The following is a 23,902-nucleotide window of genomic DNA, read 5'->3' as shown; positions in this document are numbered from 1 at the left end:
GGTTCGGGTCGTTGCCGTTTTTAAAACTCGGCGCCAGTGCCTTGCAACACACCATGCTCCAGCGCGTAGCGTGTAAGACCCGCCGTCGAATTAATCCCAAGTTTGCGCTTGATGTTCTTGCGGTGGGTTTCGACCGTGTGGATTGAGATATCCAACTCATGCGCGACAATCTTGTTTGATTTTCCCTGCGCCAGTTGAAGGAGGATTGTCTGCTCGCGCGCGGTCAACACGTCCTGCCCGGTGTCGGGCGTCAAGGCCACCGATGCGCCGGTGCACAGATAGGTTTCACCTTTCATCACGGTGACGATGGCGGTGTAGATTTCTTCCGTCGGCACGTCTTTCAGGATATAGCCCCGCGCGCCGTAGCGCATCGCGGTCGACACATATTCAGGCGCGTCATGCATTGAGAGAATTAGGACCCGCCGGTTGGCATCTTGTTCGAGCAAGATCTCCGTGGCGGAGAGCCCGCCCAGAAGCGGCATATTCAAATCCATCAAGATAACATCGGGGGCCAGCTCTTCGATCTGGTCAAGCACTTCTTGACCGTTGGACAACGTCGCAACGACGTCAATGTCGTCATAAGTCTCCAAGATGGCCCGAATGCCATCTGCGACCATCGGATGGTCGTCGACGATCAGAACACGAATAGGGGTCATGCGCGTTTCCTGTTATCCTTGCTTTGTGGCGGCAGCATATGGCTCAACGGAACGGAAGCTTCAATCGTGGTGCCTTCATCCGTGCTGAGCACCCGTAGGCTGCCACCCAATTGGTCGATGCGTTCTTGCATGTTGCGCAGCCCCAGACCACCACTGCGGGACCCTTGCGCCATGCCGCGACCATTGTCTTGGATCCGCATTGTAGCACCACGCCGATGTCCTGCTACGTCAATGGCGACTTTGCTGGCCTCCGCGTGGCGTTCAACATTGGTCAGCGCTTCTTGTGCGATGCGGTAGAGCGCAATCTTTGCGTCCTTATCGAGCCGGTTGCGGAACACGACCGTTGTGAAATTGGTGTCCATTCCCGTGCGTTCCGCAAATTCATCGATCAATGCCTTCAAGGCAGGGCCAAGCCCCAAATCGTCCAGAACGCCGGGGCGCAGATCGGCTGAGATCCGGCGGACCTCATGGATCGCCTCGGTCAGCCCATCGATACCTTTGTTGAGATCATCCTCCGCACGGGCGTCGCCGGTCCCGACACGCCGTCGCGCCAGCTCCAACGTATAACGGATACCAACAAGGATTTGACTAATGGAATCATGTAGTTCCCGAGCGACCCTGCCACGTTCTTCTTCTTGCGTGTCAAAGATCCGTTCGGTCAAAGCCTTCAATTTTGTATCCGCGAGCTTGCGTTCGCGAAAATTCAGCAGCAAGCCAGTGACAAAGACCGCAAAAAGCGCAGCAATTGTGATTGCCGCAATCTGCAGGAACGTGTTGCGGATCCGGTCTTCTGTAGCGGCGCGCGCGGCGGCCACAGTTGCTAAAACATCATCGATGAAGATGCCGGTACCAACAGCCCAGCGCCAGCTTTGAAACCCGGTAACATAGGTGACCATCATCGCTTCCTCGCCGGTCGAGGGTTTTGGCCACATATAGGAATGATATCCCGCACCTGAACGCGCAGTGTCGATCAAGGCGTCGACAATGGGCGTGCCTTCGCTATCGGTCAGCCCGGTCCAATTGCGCCCGATAAATTCGGTTTGGCGCGGATGGACGATGTTGTTGCCGTCATAATCGTAGACAAAAAAGGACCCGTCCGAGCCGTAGATCATTGCTGAGAGGATTTGCGTCACCCGTTCCTTCGCCTCCTCATCATCGGGGGAGGCATTGCCGTAAATATAGTAAAATCCGTTGCGCGCCTGGGTGACGTAGTTGCGCAGCTCTTGCTTTTTCGCTTCGATCAACTGGTTTTCTAGCGAACGGATTTCGTTTTCGGCCAGTTGCCGCGATTGGTTTGTGACCAGCAATGCGATTGCGGCCACGGCAATGATCAGAGGCAATGTCGCCAGAAGAAAAACCTTCTGACGGTAGTCGAGCTTCAGCTCGAAACGACTGCCGCGCGGCTGCTTCACTGGTTCAAGGCCTCCCTGATGCGCCATAGTTTGCGTGACCATTCATGGGGCGTCAATTCCCGCCAAAGGTCAAAATTTTTGCTTAATTACAAGTTTTTCGGCGTTTCTACCGGGGAGTGGGTATTTACAGCAGATGTATCCCCGCTAACTATTCGCACACTTTAGGGGCGCTTCGCGGATGTGTTTGCGGAAATTTTGCGCCCAATTGACCTAGGGAGGACTAAAATGGACCGTCGTTCATTTCTAAAGAATACTGCTATTGGTGGGACCGCTGCTGCGGCGTCCACATTGGCCGCACCGGCTTACGCTGCGGGTCATCGCACACTGACTATGGTAACATCCTGGCCGCGCGGGTTTGCCGTTCTTGATGACGCTGCGAGCTATTTCAACGAGGCCGTCAACGCGATGTCCGGTGGTGATCTGACCATCGACAAAAAGGCTCCGGGTGAGCTTGTGGGCGCTTTCGAAGTTTTTGATGCGGTTTCTGCTGGTCAGGCCGACCTGTACCACTCCGCTGACTACTACTTCATCGGTCAGCACCCAGCATACGCGTATTACACAGCTGTTCCGTTCGGTGCGACAGCGCAAGAGCTGACCAACTGGTACTACCATGGCGGCGGCCAGGAGCTGCATGACGAGCTGGGCTCGATCTTCGGCCTGAAATCCTTCCAGTGCGGTAACTCCGGTTCGCAGTCTGGTGGTTGGTTCCGCAAAGAGATCAACTCGGCTTCCGACCTTCAGGGCCTGCGCTTCCGTATGCCTGGTCTGGGCGGCAAGGTTCTGGGTGAGCTTGGCGCATCCGTGCAAAACATCCCTGGCGGCGAGCTGTACCAAGCCCTGTCTTCTGGTGCTTTGGATGGTCTGGAGTGGGTTGGCCCATTTGCAGATGAGCGTGCAGGCTTCCAAGAAGTTGCAAAAATCTACTACACAGCTGGTTTCCACGAGCCAGGCTCCGGCCTTGCATGTGGCATGAACCTCGACGTGTGGGAATCGCTGTCTGATCAGCACAAAGCCATCATCGACAACGCCACCAAAGCGACAACCGCCTATCAGCTGTCGCAAACGCTCGCCAATAACGGTGCGGCCCTTGCACGTCTGCAGGCACAGGGCGTTAAAACCCTGCAGTTCCCAGATGATGTTTGGGATGCGTTTGGCGCGGCCTCCAAGAAGGTCATGGATGAAAACATGGATGACGAGCTGTTCGCACGCACACGCGAAAGCTTCGAGGCAAGCCTCGCGTCTTCCGCATCCTGGATCCAGAAATCTGACGGCTACTACGTTGAGCAGCGCACACGCGTTCTTGGCGGCTAATTAGCTGATTTAGATCAAAGTTTGGGGCCATCCTTCGTTTTAAGGGTGGCCCCATCCGACGCCGTGTACACGCACCGGGGGAGGTGTGGCGGCACTTACGATTTCGGGCTGACAGGCGGTGACGCCGCGCCCAGATGGGGGACATATCATCATGGACGGCATCAGTTGGTTTTTCGGCAACCTGATTCAGGCTTTCGCGAACATCTTTAACGCGATCTTCCAACCAAACCTGTGGCTGTCCTGGGTTCCCTATATCAATCAGACAATTCCCGAGACCGAACAAAAACAGGCGCTGATGCGCTTTGTCTACTACGGCGGCTCGGTCGAGTTTTTCTTTGCCATCTTGGTGCTGTTCATCATCCTGACAATCATAGGGTTGCTCAGTAATCGGTTCATGTGGGGCTGTGTGCAGTTGCTCGAAGGGTTTGCGAACTCAGTCGGGCGCCTCTTTGCGTGGGCAGGCCTGTTTATGGTGCTGCAACAGGTGGTCATCATCTTCATCCAACGGATTTTCGCTCAGGCGCAGATCTCGATGGGGTTTGGTATGAGCTTTGCCAAGGACATCAGCTGGTGGGCGGAGGAATTGAAGTTCTACAATGCCCTCGTCGTATGCCTGTGCTGTACCTACACCTTCGTGCAGGGCGGGCATGTGCGTGTCGATCTGGTCTATTCAGCGGTGTCCTACCGCACCAAGCGCATCATCGATATGTGCGGCGCGCTTTTGTTCATGATGCCAGCGGCGGTGCTAACCTGGATGTATTCGTGGTATTTCCTGTGGCGTCATCTGATCACGCCCAAACCATCGGCGTCCGACACGCTGGAGCGGCTCTTGGCCAAATCACGCGCGGTGCGTTGGAATATTGAAACCATCGGCTTCTCGCCCAACGGGTTCAACGCATATTTCCTATTCAAAATCCTTCTGATCGCGCTGACCGCAATGATCTTTTTGCAGGCAATCGCATTCTTCTACCGCTCCTACCTTGAGTTCAAGGAAGGGCCGGATTCGGAAGGCAAATATCTCGACAAAGACACGCTGGGCGACGCGGAAGCCGAGCTGGCTGCAGAAATTCACTAGGGGGCCAGGGACATGCTTTTCGGTTTAGACGGCGTAGAAATTGGCCTGATCATTGTTGCGCTTTGCCTGTTTGGCGGCATTCTATCGGGTTTCCCGGTGGCCTTTGCGATCAGCGGTGCGGCGGTGATTTCTTTTGGGATCATTGCGGCTTTGGACAGTGCAGGGCTGCTGATCCATCAGGCGATTGACACCAGCACCGCCGAATACGCAGCTATCGTTGCCGAAGGCGTAAAGGCCGAGACGATATCGATTTTCAGGTATCCTGACTTGCCGCGCGCGGCAGAGGCCGTGTTCCCGCAAGGCTGGGAAACCGCGTTGGATCGCAACGTCTCCTTCCTTGTGAACCGCATCAATGAACGCGTGCTCGCGGGTCAATCGATTGAAACCCTGCTGGCGGTTTTGATGTTCGTTTTGATGGGCATCACGCTGGAACGCTCCAAAATCGCGAACGATCTGCTAACCACGATGGCGCGCGTCTTCGGCCCGCTTCCCGGCGGTCTGGCTGTGTCGGTCGTTGTTGTGGGCGCGTTCCTGGCGGCTTCAACAGGCATCGTTGGCGCCACGGTTGTGACGATGGGCCTGCTCAGCCTTCCAACCATGCTGCGCAACGGTTATTCGCCGGAGCTGGCCACGGGCGTGATCGCGGCCTCAGGCACGCTGGGCCAGATCATTCCACCATCCATTGTAATCGTTCTATTGGGCACGCTTGCGGGTGATTTGTATTCTGCGGCGCAGGAAGCGCGCGCGCTGGAAGTGGGTTGTACCGACGCACTGACCTATCTGGGTGAGCCCGCCGTTGTGTCCGTGGGGACCTTGTTCCAAGCGGCCCTTTTGCCGGGTATCCTGTTGGCGGGGCTCTATGCCTCCTACGCGTTTGGCTACGCGCTGTTTAACCCATCCAAAGCACCGGCGGTGCAGTTGGGCGAATCGACGGGCGAGGCGGTCTCACGCTCTGAATCCATGACATGGTTCTTGTTCGCACCCATCGGCCTGATCGCGGGCCTGATCTTGTTGTTGAACGTGAACATCATTGGGTCGCAGTCCGCAAATGTAGACAGCTTCTCGGACGCGGGGCAGGCGGCGTCATTGCGCACCAATGTCTCCGAAAGCTGTCAGGAGGCGATGATCGATCTGCATGGGATCGAGGCTTGGGAGGCCGCCTTGGCCGAACAGCAGGCGATCAATGACGCAGGCGGTTTGGCGCAATCCGAACGGCTGAGCGAAGAGGAAATGATCCAAGCGATCAAAGACAAGGTCGCGGCTGCAGCACCTTTAGGCACCGGTTTGAGCATCGGTTTCCTGCTGATGGCATTGGTTTTCACAACGGCACGCGGCGTCTCGCCGTCATCTGATCCAAAGCCGCTGATCATAGGGGCAGGGGGTATCCTGCTGGGGCTGTTAATTGACACGCTACTGATCTCGCCGCTGACATCGCCGGGCAACACGTTCCTACTGATGATTTTGCCGCTGATCATGATGGGCTATGGTGCGACGCATGCGGTCAAGCGGCTGGGCCAAAACGATCTGCTGCGCGTGGTCTTCCCGCCGCTTGTGTTGATCGTTGCGGTGCTTGGGTCGATCCTAGGCGGCATCACCAATCCAACACCTGCTGCGGCCCTTGGTGCTGCTGGTGCGATCATGCTGGCCGCCTATCGCAAGCTGAAGGATGAAGGACAATCCGGCAAACTTATCATTATGGCGACTTTTGCCGTCGTGATCATGATCCTGGTTGGCGTGAACTTTGACCTGCGCTTCACCGATGACGGGATGAGCTTTGAAAACCTGCTGGGCTTCATCGTCGCGAAATCCGCCTATCTGTTTGCCATGTTCGGCCTGTTGTTTGGCTGCTGGGTGTTGTTCAGCAACGGCGTGCTCAGCCCTGTTGTTCGGGAAACGGCGAAGGTCACATCTATGGTGTTCACGATCCTAATTGGGTCACAGCTATTGAACCTGGTGGTGATCTCCTTCGGGGGCGAGCACTATATCCAGCAGTTCCTGAAGAGCTTCGACAATGAATTCACGGTGTTCATCATCGTTATGTTGGTGTTGTTCGTGCTCGGCTTCGTGCTCGACTTCTTGGAAATCATCTACATCGTGATCCCGATTGTTGGGCCGGTTATTTATGGCGGCACGATGGACCCGAAATGGGTAACGATAATGATCGCGGTCAACTTGCAGACTTCGTTCCTGACGCCTCCATTTGGCTTCGCGCTGTTCTATCTGCGCGGCGTTGCGCCTAAGGAAGTGACCACCGGGCACATCTATCGGGGCATCATTCCGTTCGTCCTGATCCAAGTTCTGGGGCTGGCGCTGTTGGCACTTTTCCCGGGCGTTGTGACGATTGTTCCAAATCTATTGGGTAACTAATCACGCCAAATTGTTCCTCGCTGAGCCACTAAAAACCGGCAAAGCGGGGGACCGTTTCCGCATTGGAACCAAGTCTACGTGTTTTCCCAAAACCGTCTGACTTGCCCAAGAATAAAACTAAAATTCGCCTCAATTCCTCACCATCAGCGGTAGCGACGTTTATGAAATTGTGAGGACAACAGTATGAAGACCCTAGTGATATCTGCCATTGCTTTGGCTGCTGCCTGCACCGCCGTGCAAGCTGCCCCAGTCCAATGGAACACCGGTCCCGGCGCAAATGGGCACTACTACGAAGTCGTGCGCACACACATGACCTTCGAGCAGGCTGAGGCTGCCGCCGCTGCAAGCACCCATAACGGCATCCAAGGCCACTTGGCCACCGTGACCAGCGCGGAAGAAAACGCGTTTATCTTTTCTATGACAAAGGGCTCTTGGAGCTGGCTTGGCGGCGAACGGATCGGTCGCACGAACGAGTTCCAGTGGACCCAAGGCCCGGAAGCCGGAACGACTTTCTACAATAACGGCCCTGTCGCCGGTGCATTCGAGAATTTCCCTTCGAATGAACCAAACAATGCCGGTGGCCGCGAAAATGCGATCCACATCTGGCACTCCGCTGGATGGAACGATCTGTCCAACAGCGGTCGCATCTATTCCGTTGTTGAATATAGCCCCGTTTCTGCGGTCCCTGTACCAGCCTCAGGCCTGCTGCTATTGGCAGGTATTGGCGGTCTTGCGCTGCGCGGTCGCAAAAAGCGCGCATAGCACCCGATCACATGATTGAACGAAAAGAACCTGCGGGCATTTGTCCGCGGGTTTTTCTATTTAACGGTTAAAAATTCAGTCTTGCGCGCGCGTGTCCGGAAGTGAAATACGCGCGACCTGTTCGGCAATCGGGTCAACTGCCAGCGGATGCGTTTCCGCTGTGTAGTCGTGGCCGTCTTCAATGCTGTGCCAATCGCCCGCGCGGAACACTTCAAGGGCAGAAAACCCGGATTTATATCCCATCTTCGGCGAGCCCGGCACCCAATAGCCAAGGTAGACGTAAGGCAACCCAGCATTCTTTGCGATCTCAATATGATCGAGGATAATGTAGGTGCCCAGAGAGTTGCGCGCCATGTCAGGGCGGTAAAACGAGTAGACCATCGATAGCCCGTCATCGAGCACATCGGTCAGACACGTCGCGATCAGACTTTCCTCGTCGCCGCTGCGATCCCAATATTCGATCACCCGACTTTTGACAGGCGTTTCTTCGATCATCGCGGCGAATTCAAAAATATCCATATCCGCCATACCGCCATCGGCGTGGCGCGATTCTAGATAGAGGCGGAACAAATCAAATTGTTCTTCCGTGGCCCATGGGCTGGTGGCTTCACGCTGCAGCACTTTGTTGCGTTTGAGCACGCGCCGCTGCGACTTGGACGGTTCAAAATCCTCAACGCGAATACGTGCCGACAGGCAGGCAGAACACTCTGCACAAGACGGGCGATACAAGACATTTTGCGACCGCCGAAACCCTTGCTTTGACAGGGTATTGTTGAGCGTTGTCGCGTGTTCACCTTGCAAAGCGGTGAATAATTTACGCTCACGCCTGCCCTCAAGATAAGGACAGGACTGAGGCGCAGTCACATAGAACTGCGGAGCAATCGGAAGCGTGTGGCGCATAGCTGTGGTAGAGTTCCTTAATACATGCAGAGCCTAGCAATCTGGACCCGGCACGACAAACTCTTTTTGATTAGGATTAAGAGGTAGTTAACGCGAACGTCACTTTTGGTTAATACCGTGACGGTGTGCGAATAGCCGCCGTACCGCAGAGCAGGTCATGCAGCGCCTGACCACGCTCCGACACCAACATCAAAATAATCGAAATGACCTGCGGCAGAAAGAAACCGGCGGCAATCATATAGCCGGCGGTGTGCAGCACGGCTTCGCTTGTCTCAAGCCGCGCACCGTCTTTGTTGCGTAGCTCAATATTGAGAACCCGCATTCCCCACGTCGCGGAGCGCGCGTTGATGGTTGTGACACGGTAGATGAAGTTCAAAACCACAAACAAAAGCGGGAAGAAGAACCATCCAATAAAAAACGGCAAGGTCGCAACAACCGCCGTCATCAACACAATCACGAACGTATCAATGATCCAGGCAAACAGACGTTTGATCGCCACACCAGAGTAAAACTCCGACTGGGTCACTGGGTCTGGCAGGCGTGTCGCGGTCATGGTGTCGAACATGGCTCTTTCAGTCTGATAAAGAAAGGGGAGGGCGCGCGTTGATGAATGACGCGCGCCTGAATGGTTTTTTGTTTTAGGCGCTTTTTGCTTCGTCCGGCGCTTCATCGACCGGGGCCTTTGCCGCATCGGCACGTTCGTCCATGAATGCGTCAAATTCGGACTTGTCTTTGGCTTCACGCAAACGTTCTAAGAAGCTTTCAAACGCGTGCTGTTCGTCTTCCAGACGCTTCAACATGTCTGCCTTATAGCTGTCAAAGGCAGTATTGCCGGACGTCTTGAAACCAGCGGCACGGGCCGGGGATTTTGTACGACGGGTGGCGCAAGAACCTGAAAACATGCGTTTACTCCATATCATATAGGCGAGAAGGGCGAGACCAACGGGCCAGAAAAAAATGAAACCCAGAACCATAGCGGCGATCCAAGCGCCTTTCCCGCGCTCATCGAGCCACATTTCAGCACGTGCAAACCAAGAAGGTCGCGAGTGGGTGAGAGTGGTCATCAGTATCTCCTGTTGTTTAAGTTAATGTAATTCACATTTACATATTTGGGTATTCAAAGCGCGCATTCAAGTTAATTCGCGTAACATCTTCGGAAAAAATTCGAATAGTCTTTTATTACAGAGACTTAAATGGCGGCTAGAAGTAAGCGCAGCGCGTGCTCAACAGTTGCTTGACGCACATTTCTGCGTCCCAGAGCGCCAAATTCAACGGTTTCAGCCACTGTTTTGCCAGAAGCGCGCGCAATGCCAAAGCAGACCCGTCCTTCAGGTTTGTGGTCAGAGCCTCCAGGACCAGCAATCCCGGTGACAGAAACCGCAAGGGAGGCATCTGAGCGGTTCAATGCACCGTCCGCCATCTCAGCTGCGATCTGTTCTGACACGGCGCCAAAACTTTCCAACGTTTCTGATTGAACACCAAGCATCTGCATCTTGGCGGCATTAGAGTAGGTCACGAAGCCACGATCGACGACGTCAGAACTGCCGGCGATCTCAGTCAACGCGCCGACAATCAACCCACCGGTGCAACTTTCCGCAGTCGCGATGATTGCCCCCTGTGCCCGTGCCGCGGACAAAACACGCGCTGCGAGGTCATCCATGCGCGACATAGGCAAACACCATGACAACGCACGCCGCTGCGATCCCGGCAAACACGTCATCGAGCATAACACCAAGCGCGTCACCGCGCCGGTCAGCCCATCCAATTGGCCCCGGTTTCCAGATGTCAAAGACGCGGAACGCAACAAAGGCTGTTAACACTCCGGGCCATAGCGCAGAGAAAGAAGCACCCGCATGACTTGCGCCGATGGCAACCGGTAACAGCGCTATCCATTGGCCCACCAATTCGTCAACGACCACTTCAGATGGGTCATGATCGTCCCCCTCAGCGATGATTTGACCGGTTGCCCACCATCCCTTGAGGAAGGCAGAGACGCATCCGACCAGCAAAAGCACCCAACCGCCGATTAGCCAAAGCAACCAAGCAAAAGGGATTGCGACGGCGGATCCCCAAGTGCCCGGGGCAGGGCGCAAATGACCGACATAACAGACGGTCCCGATGAGCCGCGCAATCACGATTTCACCAGTGTTACAGTGGCAAGGCACGCGATGCCTTCGCCCCGTCCGGTAAAGCCTAAACGCTCTGACGTTGTTGCTTTCACGCTGATGCGGTCAAGATCAATAGCAAGCAATTTCTGTAGCTTATCGCGCATAGTTGATGTGTGTGGTCCGATTTTGGGGAACTCGCATATCAACGTGCAATCGACATGTGTGATGTCAAAACCGCGTGCAGTGGCTAAGTCGCGGGCGTGGGTCAGAAAAATATGACTCTCTGCGCCTTTCCATTGTGGATCTGATGGCGGGAAATGCTGGCCAATATCCCCCTCCGCCAGTGCGCCATATATCGCGTCTGTGATCGTATGCAGCCCGACGTCGGCATCGGAATGCCCTTGAAGCCCGCGGTCATGCGCAATCGGTACGCCGCAGAGCATTACATGGTCGCCCGGTCCAAAGCGGTGCACGTCAAAGCCGTTTCCGGTTCTGATATCCATTTTTTCGGGCTCCAAATACTGGGCAGCACGCGCGAAATCGGCGGGCCGCGTGATCTTTAGGTTGCACTCTTCGCCCAGTACAATCTTGACCTCGATGCCTGCGGCGCGTGCGACTTCGACATCATCGGCGGCGTCGCCATCAAAAGAGGTATGAGCGTCGAAAATAGCTTGCCGGTCAAAGCCTTGCGGGGTTTGGGCACGAAACAACCCGTTTCTGCTTTGGGTGCCGGTCACGAAATCATTTCCGCGCCAAAGCGCGTCTGTGACCTCAAGCGCGGGTGCAGCGGCCCCATGGGTTTTGACGGCAGAAATAACATCGGAAATCAGGCTCCCAGTAAGCGTCGCGCGTGCTACATCATGGATTAACACGATCCCATAAGGGACGGAAGCCAGACCTGCGCGAACGGAGGCCGCTCGCGTTGCGCCACCATCGACAATCGAAAGCCCAGACGGCAGCTGGGCCGCTGCCAAATGTTCGGCGTCATCCGGATGTGTTACCAAAACGATTTCATCAATCTCTGGGTGCTCTGCAAACCGCGTTACCGTCCATTCCAGAACTGTGCGCCCTGACAAAGCCTGCCATTGTTTCGGACCGTCCCGGCCTGCACGCACTCCACGCCCTGCGGCGACGATCAATGCGGTAACATGTGGGGCAGTGGCTGACATAGTTATTGTGTCTAGAATCTAGATGCAGGCAGAGCAATGGCTCGTTTAGATGCCTAAATTTTAATCAACTGCGCAATCGTGACCCAATTTGAGTTATTTCTTTATTTACTTTGCTTGCGCAGCAGATGGCGCATGGGCAGAAATGGTGCAATTGCTCAAGGATTAAGCAGCTGACCATTTCACTGGCACATACGCAGATCGACATGCCTGTTTTCCTAGCGCCATTGGCCGGGATTACGGATTTGCCGTTCCGAAATCTCGTTTCAAGCTTTGGCGCCGGGCTGGTGGTGTCAGAGATGGTTGCGAGCCAAGAAATGGTTCAAGCCAAGCCTGGCATGCGCGAAAAGGCCGAACTTGGCTTTGACAGCACAAACACTGCCGTCCAGCTGGCTGGTCGCGACGCGCATTGGATGTCGGAGGCTGCGCGCATGGTTGCGGCAAATGGCGCCAAGATCATCGACATCAATATGGGATGCCCGGCCAAAAAGGTAGTGAACGGGTATTCAGGGTCCGCACTGTTGCGTGACCTAGACGACGCCTTGACGTTGATTGAAGCCGTTGTCGAAGCGACAGAGCTACCAGTCACGCTGAAAACACGGCTTGGCTGGGATGACGCCACGCTCAATGCGCCTGAACTCGCCAAGCGAGCAGAGGCCGCCGGCATCAAAATGATCACCATCCATGGACGTACACGTTGTCAGTTTTACAAAGGACACGCCGATTGGGCTGCGATCCGCGCCGTGAAGCGCGCGGTCAGCATCCCCGTAATCGCGAATGGTGACATCACCGATGCGGTGCGCGCCAAAACCGCATTGCAGCAATCTGGCGCCGATGGCGTCATGATCGGGCGCGGCGCGCAGGGACGGCCATGGGTTTTGGCGCAAGTGGCGGCAGAGCTATCGGGAGGATCTGCACCAGCGGCGCCAACTGGCAGCGCTTTGGTGGACCTTGTTGCGACCCATTACGAGGCAATGTTGGCCTTCTACGGCGCAGAACTTGGCGGGCGTGTCTCGCGTAAACATTTGGGCTGGTACATGGATGCCGCCAACACGCCGTCTGATATCAGGCGCGCCGTTTTGACCGCTAAGTCACCAAAAACTGTGTTGTCATTGTTGGATGACGCGCTCAGCGACACGCAGGTGGCGGCATGAATGAGAGCTTTTTTGAAACCCTTTGGGGATCACTTCCGCTGCCGGGTCTTGTGATTGATGCCGAAAACATCGTCACACAGGTTAACACGTCGATGGAGACCTTCCTGAACCTGTCTGCCCGCTCGATGATTGGGGAGCCGGTTTGGGACAAGGTTCATGTTAACGCGCCCCTTGATGAAGCCATCACCCGCATTCGCCGCGACGACGCTCCGCTTTTCGTCAATAATGTTGATGTCGGGTCCGGCGAGCGCCCGCCGACGCAATGCAATATTCAGTTTTCGACGATTATTGATCGTCCGGGGTTCGTGCTTGTGCTTCTCAAGCCCCGCGAGATTGCGGACAAAATGGGGCAGGCGCTGCAGACCAAGTCAGCTGCCAAGTCTGCCATCGGAATGGCCGAAATGCTGGCGCATGAAATCAAAAACCCGCTGGCGGGCATAACCGGTGCGGCGCAGCTTTTGTCGATGGGACTCGACCCGCAGGACCAAGAGCTTACCGACCTGATCGTGGCGGAGAGCCGCCGCATCGTGAAACTGCTCGAACAGGTAGAACAGTTCGGCAACCTGCGCCCGCCACAGCGCCGCTCAGTGAACCTCCACGATATTCTCGATCGCGTGCGCAAATCTGCTGCCGTTGGGTTTGCGGCCCATATGCGACTGGAGGAGCTTTACGATCCGTCGCTGCCGCCAACCTATGCCGACCCCGATCAACTGGTACAGGTCTTCATGAACTTGGTGAAAAACGCCGCTGAGGCGCAGCTCATGGGCGGGCGAATTGTGGTCAAAACCTTCTACGAACAATCCCTGCGTGTTAGCCGCCCAGATGGGTCACGCGTCGCGGTGCCGCTCAATGTCGAAATCATCGATGATGGCCCGGGCCTGCCAGACGATCTGGCGGGAGATGTCTTTGAGCCCTTTGTGTCAGGCCATGAAAATGGGACCGGCTTAGGGCTCGCCCTCGTATCGAAAATTGTATCCGAGCATGATGGATGGATCGCGGTGAATTCAGCACCGGGCAAAACCGTCTTTCGTATCTCGCTCCCCGTTGCCCCCAAGGAGGACTAAATGGACGGAACCGTATTGGTCGCAGATGACGACCGCACAATCCGCACCGTGCTTACGCAAGCGCTTACGCGCGCAGGGTGCAAAGTGCACGCGACCTCTTCGCTGACCACACTGCTGAGATGGGTGGATGAAGGGAAAGGCGATCTGGTCATTTCAGACGTGATGATGCCTGACGGAAACGGCATTGAGGCGTTGCCTGATATTTTGGAAAAGCGCCCAAGCCTTCCGGTGATCGTCATTTCCGCACAGAACACGATCACCACGGCAATCGCGGCGAATGAGGCCGACGCATATGACTATTTGCCCAAGCCGTTCGACCTGCCAGACCTGATGAAACGCGCAAACCGCGCTTTGGAACGCAAGCGCAGCACCGTGCGCCCTGTTTCTGAGGAAAGCGGCACATCGGATGCGCAGGCGGGCGACGAGCTACCCTTGATTGGCCGCACACCCGCAATGCAGGCGCTTTACAAGCTCGTCGCGCAGGTCGTGAACACTGAGCTGCCTGTGATGATTACAGGCGAAAGCGGCACCGGCAAAAGCCTGATTGCGCGTGCCGTTCATGACTTTTCCGACCGGCGGACGCTGCCATTTGTTACCGCCACGCCAACTGATCTGGCCGACATCAACGGGCCCGCCATGATCTTGAGCCGCGCAAAGGGCGGATCAATTCTGTTTGACGAGGTGGGTGATTTGGACTCGGACGCCCAGGCACGGGTTGTCCGTATGCTCGACAGCCTGACCGACGACGCGCCGCGCATTATGGCCACCAGCCAGCAAGACCTGATGGAGAAGCTTGAGTCCGGTGAAATGCGGCAAGATTTGTTCTACCGGCTCAGTGGTGTAACGATTGCGATCCCATCTTTACGCGAACGCGTCGATGACATCCCGCTCTTGTCCGAACATTTCCTAGCAAAGGCAGAGCGTGACGGTGCCCCACGCAAAGAAATGTCGAAAGGTGCTGTCGAGATGATCCGCGCCTACAGCTGGCCCGGCAATGTGCGCCAACTTGAAAACACTGTCCGTCGTCTGATCGTTACATCCCCGGAGGAAGAAATCGGGCGAAGTGATGTCGAGATGGTTCTTGGCAATCAGCCCGAGATCGAACCGCTGATTGGCGGGGGTGACAGTGAAAAGCTGTCAGCGTCCGTCGCCAAGCACTTACGACGCTATTTTGACCTGCACGGGGGCGTATTGCCGCCGCCCGGTCTGTATTCCCGAATCCTGCGCGAGGTGGAATTGCCGCTCTTGGAAATCGCCTTGGACGCAACGGCCGGAAATCAGGCAAAATGTGCCGACCTTCTGGGCATCAATCGAAATACGCTCAGAAAAAAGTGACAGAGCTCGATATTCGCGTGACACGTCGCCGCAAATTGATGTAAAATCGCCACAGTCACCGTGGCAGATGGACAGCACTGTTGTTCACAGATCACATCAAAAAAGAGTGGCAAGGTGGTAGAAAGCAGATGAAATCCGGAACCGGGTATGCGTCCTGGGACAGGCTGAATCACTTGCGCAAACAGCGTAAGATCAAGAACCTGACGACCCTCGGATTGGTCGTCTTGGGTCCTATTCTTGCGATTGTCACCTATCTGGGCTTCGGACCTTATGAACTGGATCCGACCTCCAGCGGTATTCGTCTGATCCTTTTGGCCGATCTGGTATACGTCTTGCTGATCGCGGGTCTCGTGCTGGTCAGCGTTATGCGGATATACACCAAACGCCGTTCCAAAACCGCCGGATCCCAACTTCACTTGCGGCTGACAGGGGTTTTCGCGGTTGTAGCGCTGGTACCCACAATCATCGTAGCGGTGTTTGCCGTCATTACGCTGAATTTTGGCCTCGAAGGGTGGTTTTCAGACCGTGTGCGCAACGTGGTTGGCAGTTCACTCAGTGCGGCGCAAGCCTATGAAGATGAACAACGCGATACGCTGGCCGCTGACACGCGCTTACTGGCGGATTACCTGAGGGTCGCCCGAGAAGCCAATGTTTCTACTAATGATAACAGCCTTCCAGAGGTCTTGTCTCAGGTCCAGGAGCAGGTTCAACGCGGGCTGAAAGAAGCCTTTGTCATTGACGGCACGGGGGATTTGCGGGCCCGCGGTGCGCGAAGCTATCTTTTTGATTTCGAAACGCCGCCCGACGATGCTTTGGACCGCGCCCGAGCCGGTGAACTGGTCGTTATCGAAGATTGGAACAACAACGAATTTCGCGCGCTGGTTGAAATGGACGGTTTTATTGACCGTTACCTATATGTCTCGCGCGCCGTAGACGGTGAAATCCTCGCGCTATTGGATGATACACAACAAAACGTTCGGCTCTATGAACAACTGGAACAAGATCGCGGTCGGCTGCTGTTTGAGTTCGGTGTGCTCTATTTAGGCTTTGCCGCCATCTTAATCCTTTCGGCTATCTGGCTTGGGCTGTGGTTTGCCGAACGACTCGCGCGACCTGTTGGACGGCTGGCGGAAGCGGCCGAACAGGTTGGGGATGGAAATCTGGATGTTCAGGTCATCCCGGCCGATAGCAATGATGAGATTGCGGTTTTAGGCAAACTTTTCAATCAGATGACGCGACAACTAAAGGGGCAACGCGCCACTCTGTTGGAAAACACAGCGCAGATTGAACGCAGACGACGGCTGTTTGATTCCGTGTTGTCGTCTATCACTGCGGGCGTCATCGGCTTGGACGCTGCCGGGCAGGTCACAATTGTGAATAGGTCCGCTCGCCGCTTGCTGGACTTAGGCGAAGAAGACCTCACTGGTAAAATGCTGTCAGATATTGTCCCGGAATTTGGGGACCTACTGGATAAGCTGCGCGGACATCATAGTGACACCGCACAAGAAGAGGTCAAGGTAACCCGGCGTGGGCAGCTGGAAAGCCTGTTGGTTCGGATGGCGACGCGCCTGCGCGACGATGAGACGCCAGAAGGCTACGTTGTAGCCTTTGACGACGTGACCGACCTAGTCTCGGCTCAGAAAATGGCAGCCTGGGGCGATGTTGCGCGCCGCATCGCGCACGAGATCAAGAACCCGCTGACACCGATCCAACTGTCGGCGGAACGTATCAAGCGCAAGTTCGGTCCGATGGCAGGGGATGAGCGCGAAGGCCTTGAACAATATACAGATGTCATTGTGCGCAAGACAGATGATTTGCGACGCATCGTGGATGAATTTTCAAAATTCGCACGCATGCCAGAGCCGGAAATGCGGAAAGCAGATCTGATGCAACTCGTGCGCGACGCGGTTGTTCTGCAGCGTTCGGGCCAGCCAGATGTCAAGATTTTGCTAAGCGCTGAAGCGGACACGATCCCGACAGAACTGGACCAGACCATGATCGGGCAGGCTCTGACCAATATAATTAAAAACGCTGGCGAAGCGATTGAAAGCTATCGGGAAAAAGGTGCACATGAGGCCCATGCGCCGCAGATACGTGTCAACGTCTCTGTTGATGAAAAGACGGCCCAGATTGTTGTCGCTGACAACGGAATAGGCCTGCCTGAGGATCGTGCCCGCCTGTTTGAACCCTATGTAACGACGCGCGAAAAGGGCACCGGACTGGGGCTGCCAATTGTACGTAAAATCGTTGAAGAACATGGCGGCAGCTTGGCCCTGCAAGACGCCGAATGCTTCGATGCAACAGACCATTCCGGGGCGCAGGTTGTGATCACCTTGCCGCGCCTCGGAACCGAGAAACCCCAAAAACAAAAGAACGCGCGGCAGAAAACAGCCGCGGCATGAGAGCGAGGAGAGACAGATGAGCGATATACTGATTGTGGATGATGAGCGTGACATCCGGGAATTGATTTCGGATATTCTCAAAGATGAAGGTTTCACCACGCGTCTGGCGGGCACGTCCGACGAGTGTATGGCAGAATTGAACGCAGAGCCGCCGGGCCTGATGATCCTTGATATCTGGCTCAAAGACAGCGCCATGGACGGGATTGATATCCTCAAACATGTCAAACGCGACACGCCCGAGATCCCAGTCGTTATCATCTCGGGCCACGGCAATATTGAGATCGCTGTCGCGGCCATCAAACAAGGCGCTTACGACTTTATCGAAAAGCCCTTCAATATTGATCAACTGATGGTTGTGATCAGTCGGGCGATGGAAACTTCACGCCTACGTGCCGAGAACAGCCAACTCAAACGTGGCGAGGTCGCCAATGCAGAAATGGTCGGCGAAAGCGCCGCCTATCGAAACCTTCAAAGCCAGCTTGATAAGGTCACCAACTCGAACGGACGTGTGATGCTGACAGGGCCTGCTGGGTCAGGCAAGGACGTGGCGGCGCGCTATATTCACGCCAATTCGAACCGCTCTCATGCGTCTTTTATCACGGTCAATTGCGCCACAGTCGAACCGGATCGAATGGAAGAAGTGCTATTCGGGCGCGAATCCAATGAAGGCGGCATCGAACCTGGGCTTTTGGAACAAGCGCATGGCGGTGTGATTTTCTTTGACGAGGTCGCGGATATGCCTCTCGGCACCCAATCCAAAATTCTGCGTGTACTGGTCGAGCAAAGCTTCACGCGTGTCGGGGGCAGCGACAAGGTCAAAGTTGATCTGCGTGTGATCTCTTCAACCAACAAAAATCTCGAAGCCGAAATCAAAGCCGGGAACTTCCGTGAAGAGCTGTATCACCGGCTTAATGTCGTCCCAATAGACGTGCCAAGTCTGGAAGAGCGCCGCGAAGATATCCCACGGCTAGCCGACTTCTTTGTTGAGAGCTTCAACAAGGTGCAAGGCCTGCCTTTGCGCCAAATCTCGGAAGATGCGGCCGCGCTTTTGCAGACCATGCCTTGGCCTGGCAATATTCGGCAGCTTAAGAACATTGTTGAACGCGTTCTGATCCTGGGGCCAAGCTCGGGCGACGTGCAGGTCAAAGAACTGCCCAGCGCCGATGGTGGAGAAGAGCAGGGCGAAGGCCTCAAGATCGGCGGCACGCTCGCAACCTTGCCATTGCGCGAGGCGCGCGAGCTGTTTGAGCGTGAATACCTGATGACGCAGATCAACCGGTTTGGCGGCAATATTTCCCGTACAGCCGCCTTTGTCGGCATGGAACGCTCCGCGCTTCACCGAAAGCTAAAATCACTTGGCGTGGTAACTTCCAACAAGGCCGGGGCACGCGTGGCCGAAGTGCAAGATGATCTTGAACCCACCGGGGCGAGCTAGGTTCGCAAGAGATTGACCCTGCAGGCGCCTTCTGCCATGCAAATGCTCTGAGAAAAGGGACCCAGACGCATGAAAGTGATCATCTGTGGCGCAGGCCAGGTAGGCTGGCAGATTGCGCGCCATTTGTCGGGTGAAAACAACGCGGTAACCGTTGTCGATAACAACCCTGATCTGGTGGCCCGCGCAACCGAGACCCTTGATGTGCAAGGCATCACCGGCAACGCGAGCTACCCCAACATCCTTGACGCGGCGGGAGCACGCGACGCGGATATGGTGATCGCTGCAACCTTCTCGGATGAGGTCAATATGGTGACCTGCCAGGTCGCCCACTCGATCTTCGCCGTGCCGCGCAAGATCGCGCGGCTCAGATCGCAATCTTACCTGACAGCGATTTATTCAGACCTGTACCGCCGCGACCACCTACCGATTGACGTCGTGATCTCGCCCGAAAAAGAAGTGGCAGAAGCCGCACTTCAGCGCCTTGCGAGCCCGGCTGCGTTCGATACGGAGAGCTTTCTTGGCGGCGCGATTCAGCTTTTGGGCATCCAGCTGGATGAAGATTGCCCGGTCCTGAACACGCCTTTGCGCCAGCTCACAGACCTGTTCTCAACGTTGCGCGCGACGGTCGTGGGGATCCGCCGCGAAAAGCGCCTCTTTGCGCCAAGCGCAGGTGATCAGCTTTTTGCCAGCGATCAGATTTATCTGGCCACCCACCGCGAAGATATCACCCGGTCATTGGAGATATTCGGCAAAACCGCGAAAAAACAAGAGCGCGTCGTCGTGATCGGTGGGGGCAATGTGGGGCTTGCCGTGGCGCGTGCGCTTGAGGCCCGCACTGAACGCGTCCGCGCCAAGGTGATCGAAAAGAACCGGCGCTGCGCAGAGCTTGCCGCAGACGCGCTGGAACGCACGATTGTGCTGCATGGAGACGGGCTCAACGGCGAACTTTTGAAGGAAGCAAATATCAGCCGCGCGGATGCGGTATTAGCCGTGACCGATGACGACAAAACTAACATGCTGGCAGCCGTCCGCGCCAAGGCTGAGGGCTGCCCAATGGCGATTTGCCTGATCAACGATCCGACGCTGATCCCGTTGATGGAACCCTTAGGGATCGACGCCTATATAAACCCGCGTGCCACGACAGTTTCGTCGATCCTGCGCCACATACGCCACGGTCGCGTGCGCCAGATCTATTCCATTGGTGACGCGGAGGCAGAGGTGATCGAAGCGCAAGTTCTGTCAACCTCACCGATTGCCGGACAGGCGATCCGCGATATCAGCTTCCCTGAAGGCGTGCTGGTCGGCGCCATTGAGAAAAACGGCAAGGTGTTGCGCCCGAAAGGCGAAACCCGGGTAGAGGAGGGCGACGTGATCGTGCTATTCTCGCTGGCGCAGGATGTGCCTGAGGTCGAGCAGCTCTTGCAAGTCTCCATCCAGTTCTTCTAGGCACATGCGGCTTTTCCAGAAATTGCCGCTCTTCGTCAATTTGATGGCGGTGTGCTGCGCGGCAATGCTGGTGCCTGCGATCCACGCAACATATCTGGACCTTCACCGAACCGCACAGCCGTTTTTCTATTGCGCGATCTTGTTTGGCGTCATGACAGCGTCGATAGGGCTCGCGACCTATGGTGCAAAGCCCCGCAATTTGGCACGCAGCCAGCTGGTCACGCTTGCGGCAGCATTTGCGGTGCTTCCGGCGATGCTTGCTGTGCCAATGCGCGAGGCAGTAGGCAGCCTGACCTTCTTCGAAATCTACTTCGAAATGGTGTCCTCTTTCACCACGACGGGCGCGAGCATTATTGATCCGCCATCACGCGTCGTATCGCCAGTGCATCTATGGCGCGCGCTCGTTGGCTGGATGGGCGGGTTCTTAATGCTGATGGCGGCCGCCGCGATTTTGGCCCCCATGACGCTGGGTGGGTTTGAGGTGCTGCGCCCGGTCAAACGCTCGTCCTCAGTTGACGGTATGATCCGAACGGCAGACCCGAACCAACGGTTGATGCGGGTCACCTTTCAGCTCTTACCTGTCTATTTGGCCGCCACTGGCGTGCTTTGGGTTTTGTTGATCATGGCAGGAACAACGCCGTTTCTGGCCATCAATCTGGCCATGTCCACGATCGCCACCAGCGGAATAACACCCTCCGGCGGGCTCAACCCATGGCAGGTGCGGATCTACGCCGAACTTGTGATCTTCTTTTTCCTGTTCCTCGCAGTATCGCGTCAGACCTTTACCAATGAAGCAGGCCTCCCTGTCTGGAAACGCCTAGAGCAGGACCGTGAGTTACGGATCGCGCTTATCTTCGTCGTTGTCCTGCCGGCGGCGTTGTTTCTACGTCATTGGTTGGGCGCTTTTGAGGGTGAGGATCAGGGCGATCTCGCAGCCGCGTTACGCGCTTTCTGGGGCGCTTTGTTCACGGTACTGTCTTTCCTGACCACGACCGGGTTTGCCAGCCACGATTGGGAAGCCGCACGCGCGTGGTCGGGGTTGCCGACACCGGGGTTGGTGTTGGCGGGCCTTGCAATCATAGGCGGCGGCGTTGCGACAACTGCAGGTGGGGTCAAATTGCTCCGGGTCTACGCGCTTTATAAACACTCAACCCGAGAAATGGGGCGGCTGGTGCATCCAAATTCTGTCGGCGGGGCAGGCAAGCTGGGCCGAGAAGTACGTCGCGAGGGCGCTTTCATTGCCTGGGTCTTCTTCATGCTTTTCGCTTTATCGCTGGCTTTGGTAATTTTCTTGCTAGGTGCAACCGGGCTCAATTTTGAGGCGGCATCCGCATTTGCAATATCGGCCCTGTCCACGACTGGCCCGCTGGCCAATATCGCCCTAGGCGGCGAGATCACATATGCCGATTTACCGCGATCCGCGCAGTGGATTTTGATCGGCGCAATGGTTGTTGGGCGGCTTGAGGCGCTTGCGATTATCGCCTTGTTTAACCCCGATTTTTGGCGCACCTGACACAGTGAAACAGCGCTTCTAAAAAGGGGGTGGAAGTTTCTTTTCCCCCGCGTCATAATTTGGCAAGACGTGGGACAGCAGTGCCGCCATAAGCGGTGCCCGACCATCAAATAAGAACCGATTAAAAGGCAAGATGTTATGGCCGAAAAACAGAACCTTCAGGACGTGTTCCTCAATCATGTGCGCAAAGAAAAAATCCCGGTAACGATCTTTTTGATCAACGGGGTGAAGCTGCAAGGCGTCATCACATGGTTTGACAATTTCTGTGTGCTTTTGCGTCGCGACGGCCAGTCCCAGCTGGTCTTTAAAGGGGCGATCTCAACGATCATGCCTTCAGCGCCGATCAGCCTATATGAAGGCGACGAGTAATTCACGAAATTGACACGCCGCGCACCACCCGCGCATGGGTGCTGCATCCCGACCTGAAAAACCGTGAAACTGCGTCCGGCCGAGCGCCGGATGAGGCTCTGGCCGAAGCAGTTGCATTGGGCGTTGCTTTGCCTGGGCTTGAAGTCGTGGGCCACGAAGTGGTGCCACTGCCCAAAACCCGTGCAGGCACGTTGTTTGGTACCGGCAAAATCGATGAACTGCGCACGCGCTTTCACGACGAAGAGGTCGAGCTGGTTCTCATAGACGGCCCCGTCACGCCGGTTCAACAGCGCAATCTTGAAAAGGAGTGGAAGGTCAAAATCCTCGACCGGACGGGTTTGATCCTTGAGATCTTTTCCGATCGGGCGGCCACGCGGGAGGGCGTGTTGCAGGTCGAACTGGCCGCTTTGTCTTACCAACGCACAAGACTGGTCCGCGCCTGGACCCACCTTGAACGACAACGCGGTGGTTTGGGCTTTGTCGGTGGTCCGGGCGAGACGCAGATTGAGGCCGACCGGCGCGCAATCGATGAAGCGATCAACCGGATCAAAAAGCAGCTCGAAAAAACCGTTAAAACGCGTGAGCTACACCGCGCCGCCCGCGCCAAAGTGCCGTTCCCGATTGTGGCCTTGGTGGGCTACACCAACGCAGGAAAATCGACCCTGTTTAACCGCACAACCGGCGCCGATGTCATGGTCAAGGACATGCTCTTTGCGACGCTAGACCCCACCATGCGGTCGGTCGAATTACCCGATGGCGTCGAAATTATCATGTCCGACACGGTGGGTTTTATTTCAGACCTGCCAACACAGCTTGTCGCGGCCTTCCGCGCGACGTTGGAGGAAGTGCTCTCGGCCGATCTGATCCTCCATGTGCGTGATATCTCGCACGCTGAGACCGACAATCAAGCCGATGACGTGCGTCGCATCCTTGCCGATCTTGGCGTCGACGAAGGCGTAAAAACCATCGAGGTTTGGAATAAGCTCGACAAGCTCAGCGCGGGCGATCTGGAAACGCGCGAAAACATGGCCGCGCGCGATGACGCGATTTTCGTTACCTCTGCGTTGACCGGCGCAGGGTTGGACACACTTTTGGCTGCCATCTCCGAACAGGTGACCGAGGCCACTACATCCGAGGCGCTGACGCTCGGCTTTGACGAAGGCCGCAAGCGTGCGTGGTTGTTCGAGCAGGAAGTCGTCGACAGAGAAGAGGCGACAGAACAGGGTTTCGCTCTATCTGTCACGTGGAGCGCAAAGCAAAAGGCGCGCTACGAAAAACTCTAGGGCCCAGCAATGACCTATCTGATCCTCTACGCCGCGACTTTCATCGTCTTTCTGGGCATTGATTTCTTCGGTCTGGGCGTCGTCGTGAAACCTGTCTTTGAGAAATACATCCCACATCTGTTGCTAGAACTCCCCGCGCATTGG

The 23,902-nt window shown here is 55.9% G+C and carries 20 protein-coding genes and 1 pseudogene; 13 read left to right on the top strand and 8 right to left on the bottom strand.

Annotated elements, in window-relative coordinates; genetic code table 11:
• Positions 1-20 precede the first annotated feature (20 nt).
• On the bottom strand, positions 21-656 hold the full coding sequence (locus ACZ1G7_RS02575; RefSeq protein ID WP_472662066.1) for a response regulator transcription factor: 636 nt from the start codon (positions 654-656) through the stop codon (positions 21-23).
• On the bottom strand, positions 653-2,095 hold the full coding sequence (locus ACZ1G7_RS02570; protein WP_472663652.1) for a cache domain-containing protein: 1,443 nt from the start codon (positions 2,093-2,095) through the stop codon (positions 653-655). Before ACZ1G7_RS02570 ends, ACZ1G7_RS02575 begins: the two co-directional genes overlap by 4 nt.
• A 198-nt stretch (positions 2,096-2,293) precedes the next feature.
• Between ACZ1G7_RS02570 and ACZ1G7_RS02565 the strand changes: the two genes are divergently transcribed.
• The 4 genes from ACZ1G7_RS02565 to ACZ1G7_RS02550 all read left to right on the top strand — a co-directional run bounded on the left by ACZ1G7_RS02565 (position 2,294) and on the right by ACZ1G7_RS02550 (position 7,583).
• Entirely contained in the window at positions 2,294-3,379 is a 1,086-nt protein-coding gene (locus ACZ1G7_RS02565) for a TRAP transporter substrate-binding protein (RefSeq protein WP_472662064.1), read from the top strand.
• A 151-nt stretch (positions 3,380-3,530) separates the two neighbouring features.
• The gene (locus ACZ1G7_RS02560; RefSeq protein WP_472662062.1) at positions 3,531-4,454 is read left to right on the top strand and encodes a TRAP transporter small permease subunit; all 924 of its coding nucleotides are present in this window, start codon (positions 3,531-3,533) and stop codon (positions 4,452-4,454) included.
• Between the two features lie 12 nt (positions 4,455-4,466).
• Positions 4,467-6,821 (top strand): TRAP transporter large permease, encoded by a 2,355-nt coding sequence (locus ACZ1G7_RS02555; protein WP_472662060.1) that lies wholly within the window; start codon positions 4,467-4,469, stop codon positions 6,819-6,821.
• Positions 6,822-7,004: 183 nt separating this feature from the next.
• Complete coding sequence (locus tag ACZ1G7_RS02550; RefSeq protein WP_472662058.1) at positions 7,005-7,583, top strand: lectin-like protein; 579 nt, start codon at positions 7,005-7,007, stop codon at positions 7,581-7,583.
• 75 nt (positions 7,584-7,658) lie between these two features.
• On the opposite strand, the gene ACZ1G7_RS02545 is transcribed toward ACZ1G7_RS02550, so the two are convergent.
• The 6 genes from ACZ1G7_RS02545 to ACZ1G7_RS02520 all read right to left on the bottom strand — a co-directional run bounded on the left by ACZ1G7_RS02545 (position 7,659) and on the right by ACZ1G7_RS02520 (position 11,760).
• Positions 7,659-8,483 (bottom strand): arginyltransferase, encoded by an 825-nt coding sequence (locus ACZ1G7_RS02545; protein WP_472662056.1) that lies wholly within the window; start codon positions 8,481-8,483, stop codon positions 7,659-7,661.
• A gap of 109 nt (positions 8,484-8,592) precedes the next feature.
• Positions 8,593-9,048 carry an RDD family protein gene (locus tag ACZ1G7_RS02540; RefSeq protein WP_472662055.1) on the bottom strand — a complete coding sequence of 152 codons (456 nt, stop codon included), beginning with the start codon at positions 9,046-9,048 and terminating at the stop codon, positions 8,593-8,595.
• Positions 9,049-9,121: 73 nt separating this feature from the next.
• Entirely contained in the window at positions 9,122-9,547 is a 426-nt protein-coding gene (locus ACZ1G7_RS02535) for a DUF2852 domain-containing protein (protein WP_472662053.1), read from the bottom strand.
• A gap of 125 nt (positions 9,548-9,672) precedes the next feature.
• A complete protein-coding gene (locus ACZ1G7_RS02530; protein ID WP_472662052.1) occupies positions 9,673-10,152 on the bottom strand; it encodes a CinA family protein in 480 nt (159 codons plus the stop codon).
• A complete protein-coding gene (locus ACZ1G7_RS02525; protein WP_472663651.1) occupies positions 10,136-10,621 on the bottom strand; it encodes a phosphatidylglycerophosphatase A family protein in 486 nt (161 codons plus the stop codon). Before ACZ1G7_RS02525 ends, ACZ1G7_RS02530 begins: the two co-directional genes overlap by 17 nt.
• Positions 10,615-11,760 carry a bifunctional 2-C-methyl-D-erythritol 4-phosphate cytidylyltransferase/2-C-methyl-D-erythritol 2,4-cyclodiphosphate synthase gene (locus ACZ1G7_RS02520; RefSeq protein WP_472662050.1) on the bottom strand — a complete coding sequence of 382 codons (1,146 nt, stop codon included), beginning with the start codon at positions 11,758-11,760 and terminating at the stop codon, positions 10,615-10,617. The genes ACZ1G7_RS02525 and ACZ1G7_RS02520 overlap by 7 nt, the downstream gene beginning before the upstream one ends.
• Before the next feature lie 203 nt (positions 11,761-11,963).
• Between ACZ1G7_RS02520 and dusB the strand changes: the two genes are divergently transcribed.
• The 9 genes and pseudogenes from dusB to hflX all read left to right on the top strand — a co-directional run bounded on the left by dusB (position 11,964) and on the right by hflX (position 23,758).
• Positions 11,964-12,911 carry a tRNA dihydrouridine synthase DusB gene (dusB, locus tag ACZ1G7_RS02515; RefSeq protein ID WP_472662049.1) on the top strand — a complete coding sequence of 316 codons (948 nt, stop codon included), beginning with the start codon at positions 11,964-11,966 and terminating at the stop codon, positions 12,909-12,911.
• Positions 12,908-13,975: a two-component system sensor histidine kinase NtrB gene (locus ACZ1G7_RS02510; protein ID WP_472662047.1), complete on the top strand. Its 1,068-nt coding sequence runs from the start codon at positions 12,908-12,910 to the stop codon at positions 13,973-13,975. Before dusB ends, ACZ1G7_RS02510 begins: the two co-directional genes overlap by 4 nt.
• A pseudogene (locus ACZ1G7_RS02505) lies at positions 13,976-15,354 on the top strand (response regulator).
• An 84-nt stretch (positions 15,355-15,438) separates the two neighbouring features.
• Positions 15,439-17,712 carry a sensor histidine kinase NtrY-like gene (locus ACZ1G7_RS02500; protein WP_472662045.1) on the top strand — a complete coding sequence of 758 codons (2,274 nt, stop codon included), beginning with the start codon at positions 15,439-15,441 and terminating at the stop codon, positions 17,710-17,712.
• Positions 17,713-17,728: 16 nt separating this feature from the next.
• On the top strand, positions 17,729-19,147 hold the full coding sequence (gene ntrX, locus ACZ1G7_RS02495; protein WP_472662043.1) for a nitrogen assimilation response regulator NtrX: 1,419 nt from the start codon (positions 17,729-17,731) through the stop codon (positions 19,145-19,147).
• A 69-nt stretch (positions 19,148-19,216) separates the two neighbouring features.
• Positions 19,217-20,593 (top strand): Trk system potassium transporter TrkA, encoded by a 1,377-nt coding sequence (gene trkA, locus ACZ1G7_RS02490; RefSeq protein ID WP_472662041.1) that lies wholly within the window; start codon positions 19,217-19,219, stop codon positions 20,591-20,593.
• Positions 20,594-20,597: 4 nt separating this feature from the next.
• Complete coding sequence (locus ACZ1G7_RS02485) at positions 20,598-22,106, top strand: TrkH family potassium uptake protein (protein ID WP_472662040.1); 1,509 nt, start codon at positions 20,598-20,600, stop codon at positions 22,104-22,106.
• A 138-nt stretch (positions 22,107-22,244) separates the two neighbouring features.
• The gene (gene hfq, locus ACZ1G7_RS02480) at positions 22,245-22,475 is read left to right on the top strand and encodes an RNA chaperone Hfq (protein ID WP_472662038.1); all 231 of its coding nucleotides are present in this window, start codon (positions 22,245-22,247) and stop codon (positions 22,473-22,475) included.
• Between the two features lie 8 nt (positions 22,476-22,483).
• Positions 22,484-23,758, top strand: a complete 1,275-nt coding sequence (gene hflX, locus ACZ1G7_RS02475; protein WP_472663650.1) for a GTPase HflX — start codon at positions 22,484-22,486, stop codon at positions 23,756-23,758.
• Positions 23,759-23,902 lie beyond the last annotated feature (144 nt).

The organism is Litoreibacter sp. JB4-2, assembly GCF_055693445.1.
This window is presented reverse-complemented; position numbering and strand designations above follow the sequence as displayed.

Coding starts and splice junctions, on each gene's coding strand:
- ACZ1G7_RS02575 (WP_472662066.1), bottom strand. CDS start 656: ATGACCCCTATTCGTGTTCTGATCGTCGACGACCATCCGATGGTCGCA.
- ACZ1G7_RS02570 (WP_472663652.1), bottom strand. CDS start 2,095: ATGGCGCATCAGGGAGGCCTTGAACCAGTGAAGCAGCCGCGCGGCAGT.
- ACZ1G7_RS02565 (WP_472662064.1), top strand. CDS start 2,294: ATGGACCGTCGTTCATTTCTAAAGAATACTGCTATTGGTGGGACCGCT.
- ACZ1G7_RS02560 (WP_472662062.1), top strand. CDS start 3,531: ATGGACGGCATCAGTTGGTTTTTCGGCAACCTGATTCAGGCTTTCGCG.
- ACZ1G7_RS02555 (WP_472662060.1), top strand. CDS start 4,467: ATGCTTTTCGGTTTAGACGGCGTAGAAATTGGCCTGATCATTGTTGCG.
- ACZ1G7_RS02550 (WP_472662058.1), top strand. CDS start 7,005: ATGAAGACCCTAGTGATATCTGCCATTGCTTTGGCTGCTGCCTGCACC.
- ACZ1G7_RS02545 (WP_472662056.1), bottom strand. CDS start 8,483: ATGCGCCACACGCTTCCGATTGCTCCGCAGTTCTATGTGACTGCGCCT.
- ACZ1G7_RS02540 (WP_472662055.1), bottom strand. CDS start 9,048: ATGTTCGACACCATGACCGCGACACGCCTGCCAGACCCAGTGACCCAG.
- ACZ1G7_RS02535 (WP_472662053.1), bottom strand. CDS start 9,547: ATGACCACTCTCACCCACTCGCGACCTTCTTGGTTTGCACGTGCTGAA.
- ACZ1G7_RS02530 (WP_472662052.1), bottom strand. CDS start 10,152: ATGTCGCGCATGGATGACCTCGCAGCGCGTGTTTTGTCCGCGGCACGG.
- ACZ1G7_RS02520 (WP_472662050.1), bottom strand. CDS start 11,760: ATGTCAGCCACTGCCCCACATGTTACCGCATTGATCGTCGCCGCAGGG.
- dusB (WP_472662049.1), top strand. CDS start 11,964: ATGCCTGTTTTCCTAGCGCCATTGGCCGGGATTACGGATTTGCCGTTC.
- ACZ1G7_RS02510 (WP_472662047.1), top strand. CDS start 12,908: ATGAATGAGAGCTTTTTTGAAACCCTTTGGGGATCACTTCCGCTGCCG.
- ACZ1G7_RS02500 (WP_472662045.1), top strand. CDS start 15,439: ATGAAATCCGGAACCGGGTATGCGTCCTGGGACAGGCTGAATCACTTG.
- ntrX (WP_472662043.1), top strand. CDS start 17,729: ATGAGCGATATACTGATTGTGGATGATGAGCGTGACATCCGGGAATTG.
- trkA (WP_472662041.1), top strand. CDS start 19,217: ATGAAAGTGATCATCTGTGGCGCAGGCCAGGTAGGCTGGCAGATTGCG.
- ACZ1G7_RS02485 (WP_472662040.1), top strand. CDS start 20,598: ATGCGGCTTTTCCAGAAATTGCCGCTCTTCGTCAATTTGATGGCGGTG.
- hfq (WP_472662038.1), top strand. CDS start 22,245: ATGGCCGAAAAACAGAACCTTCAGGACGTGTTCCTCAATCATGTGCGC.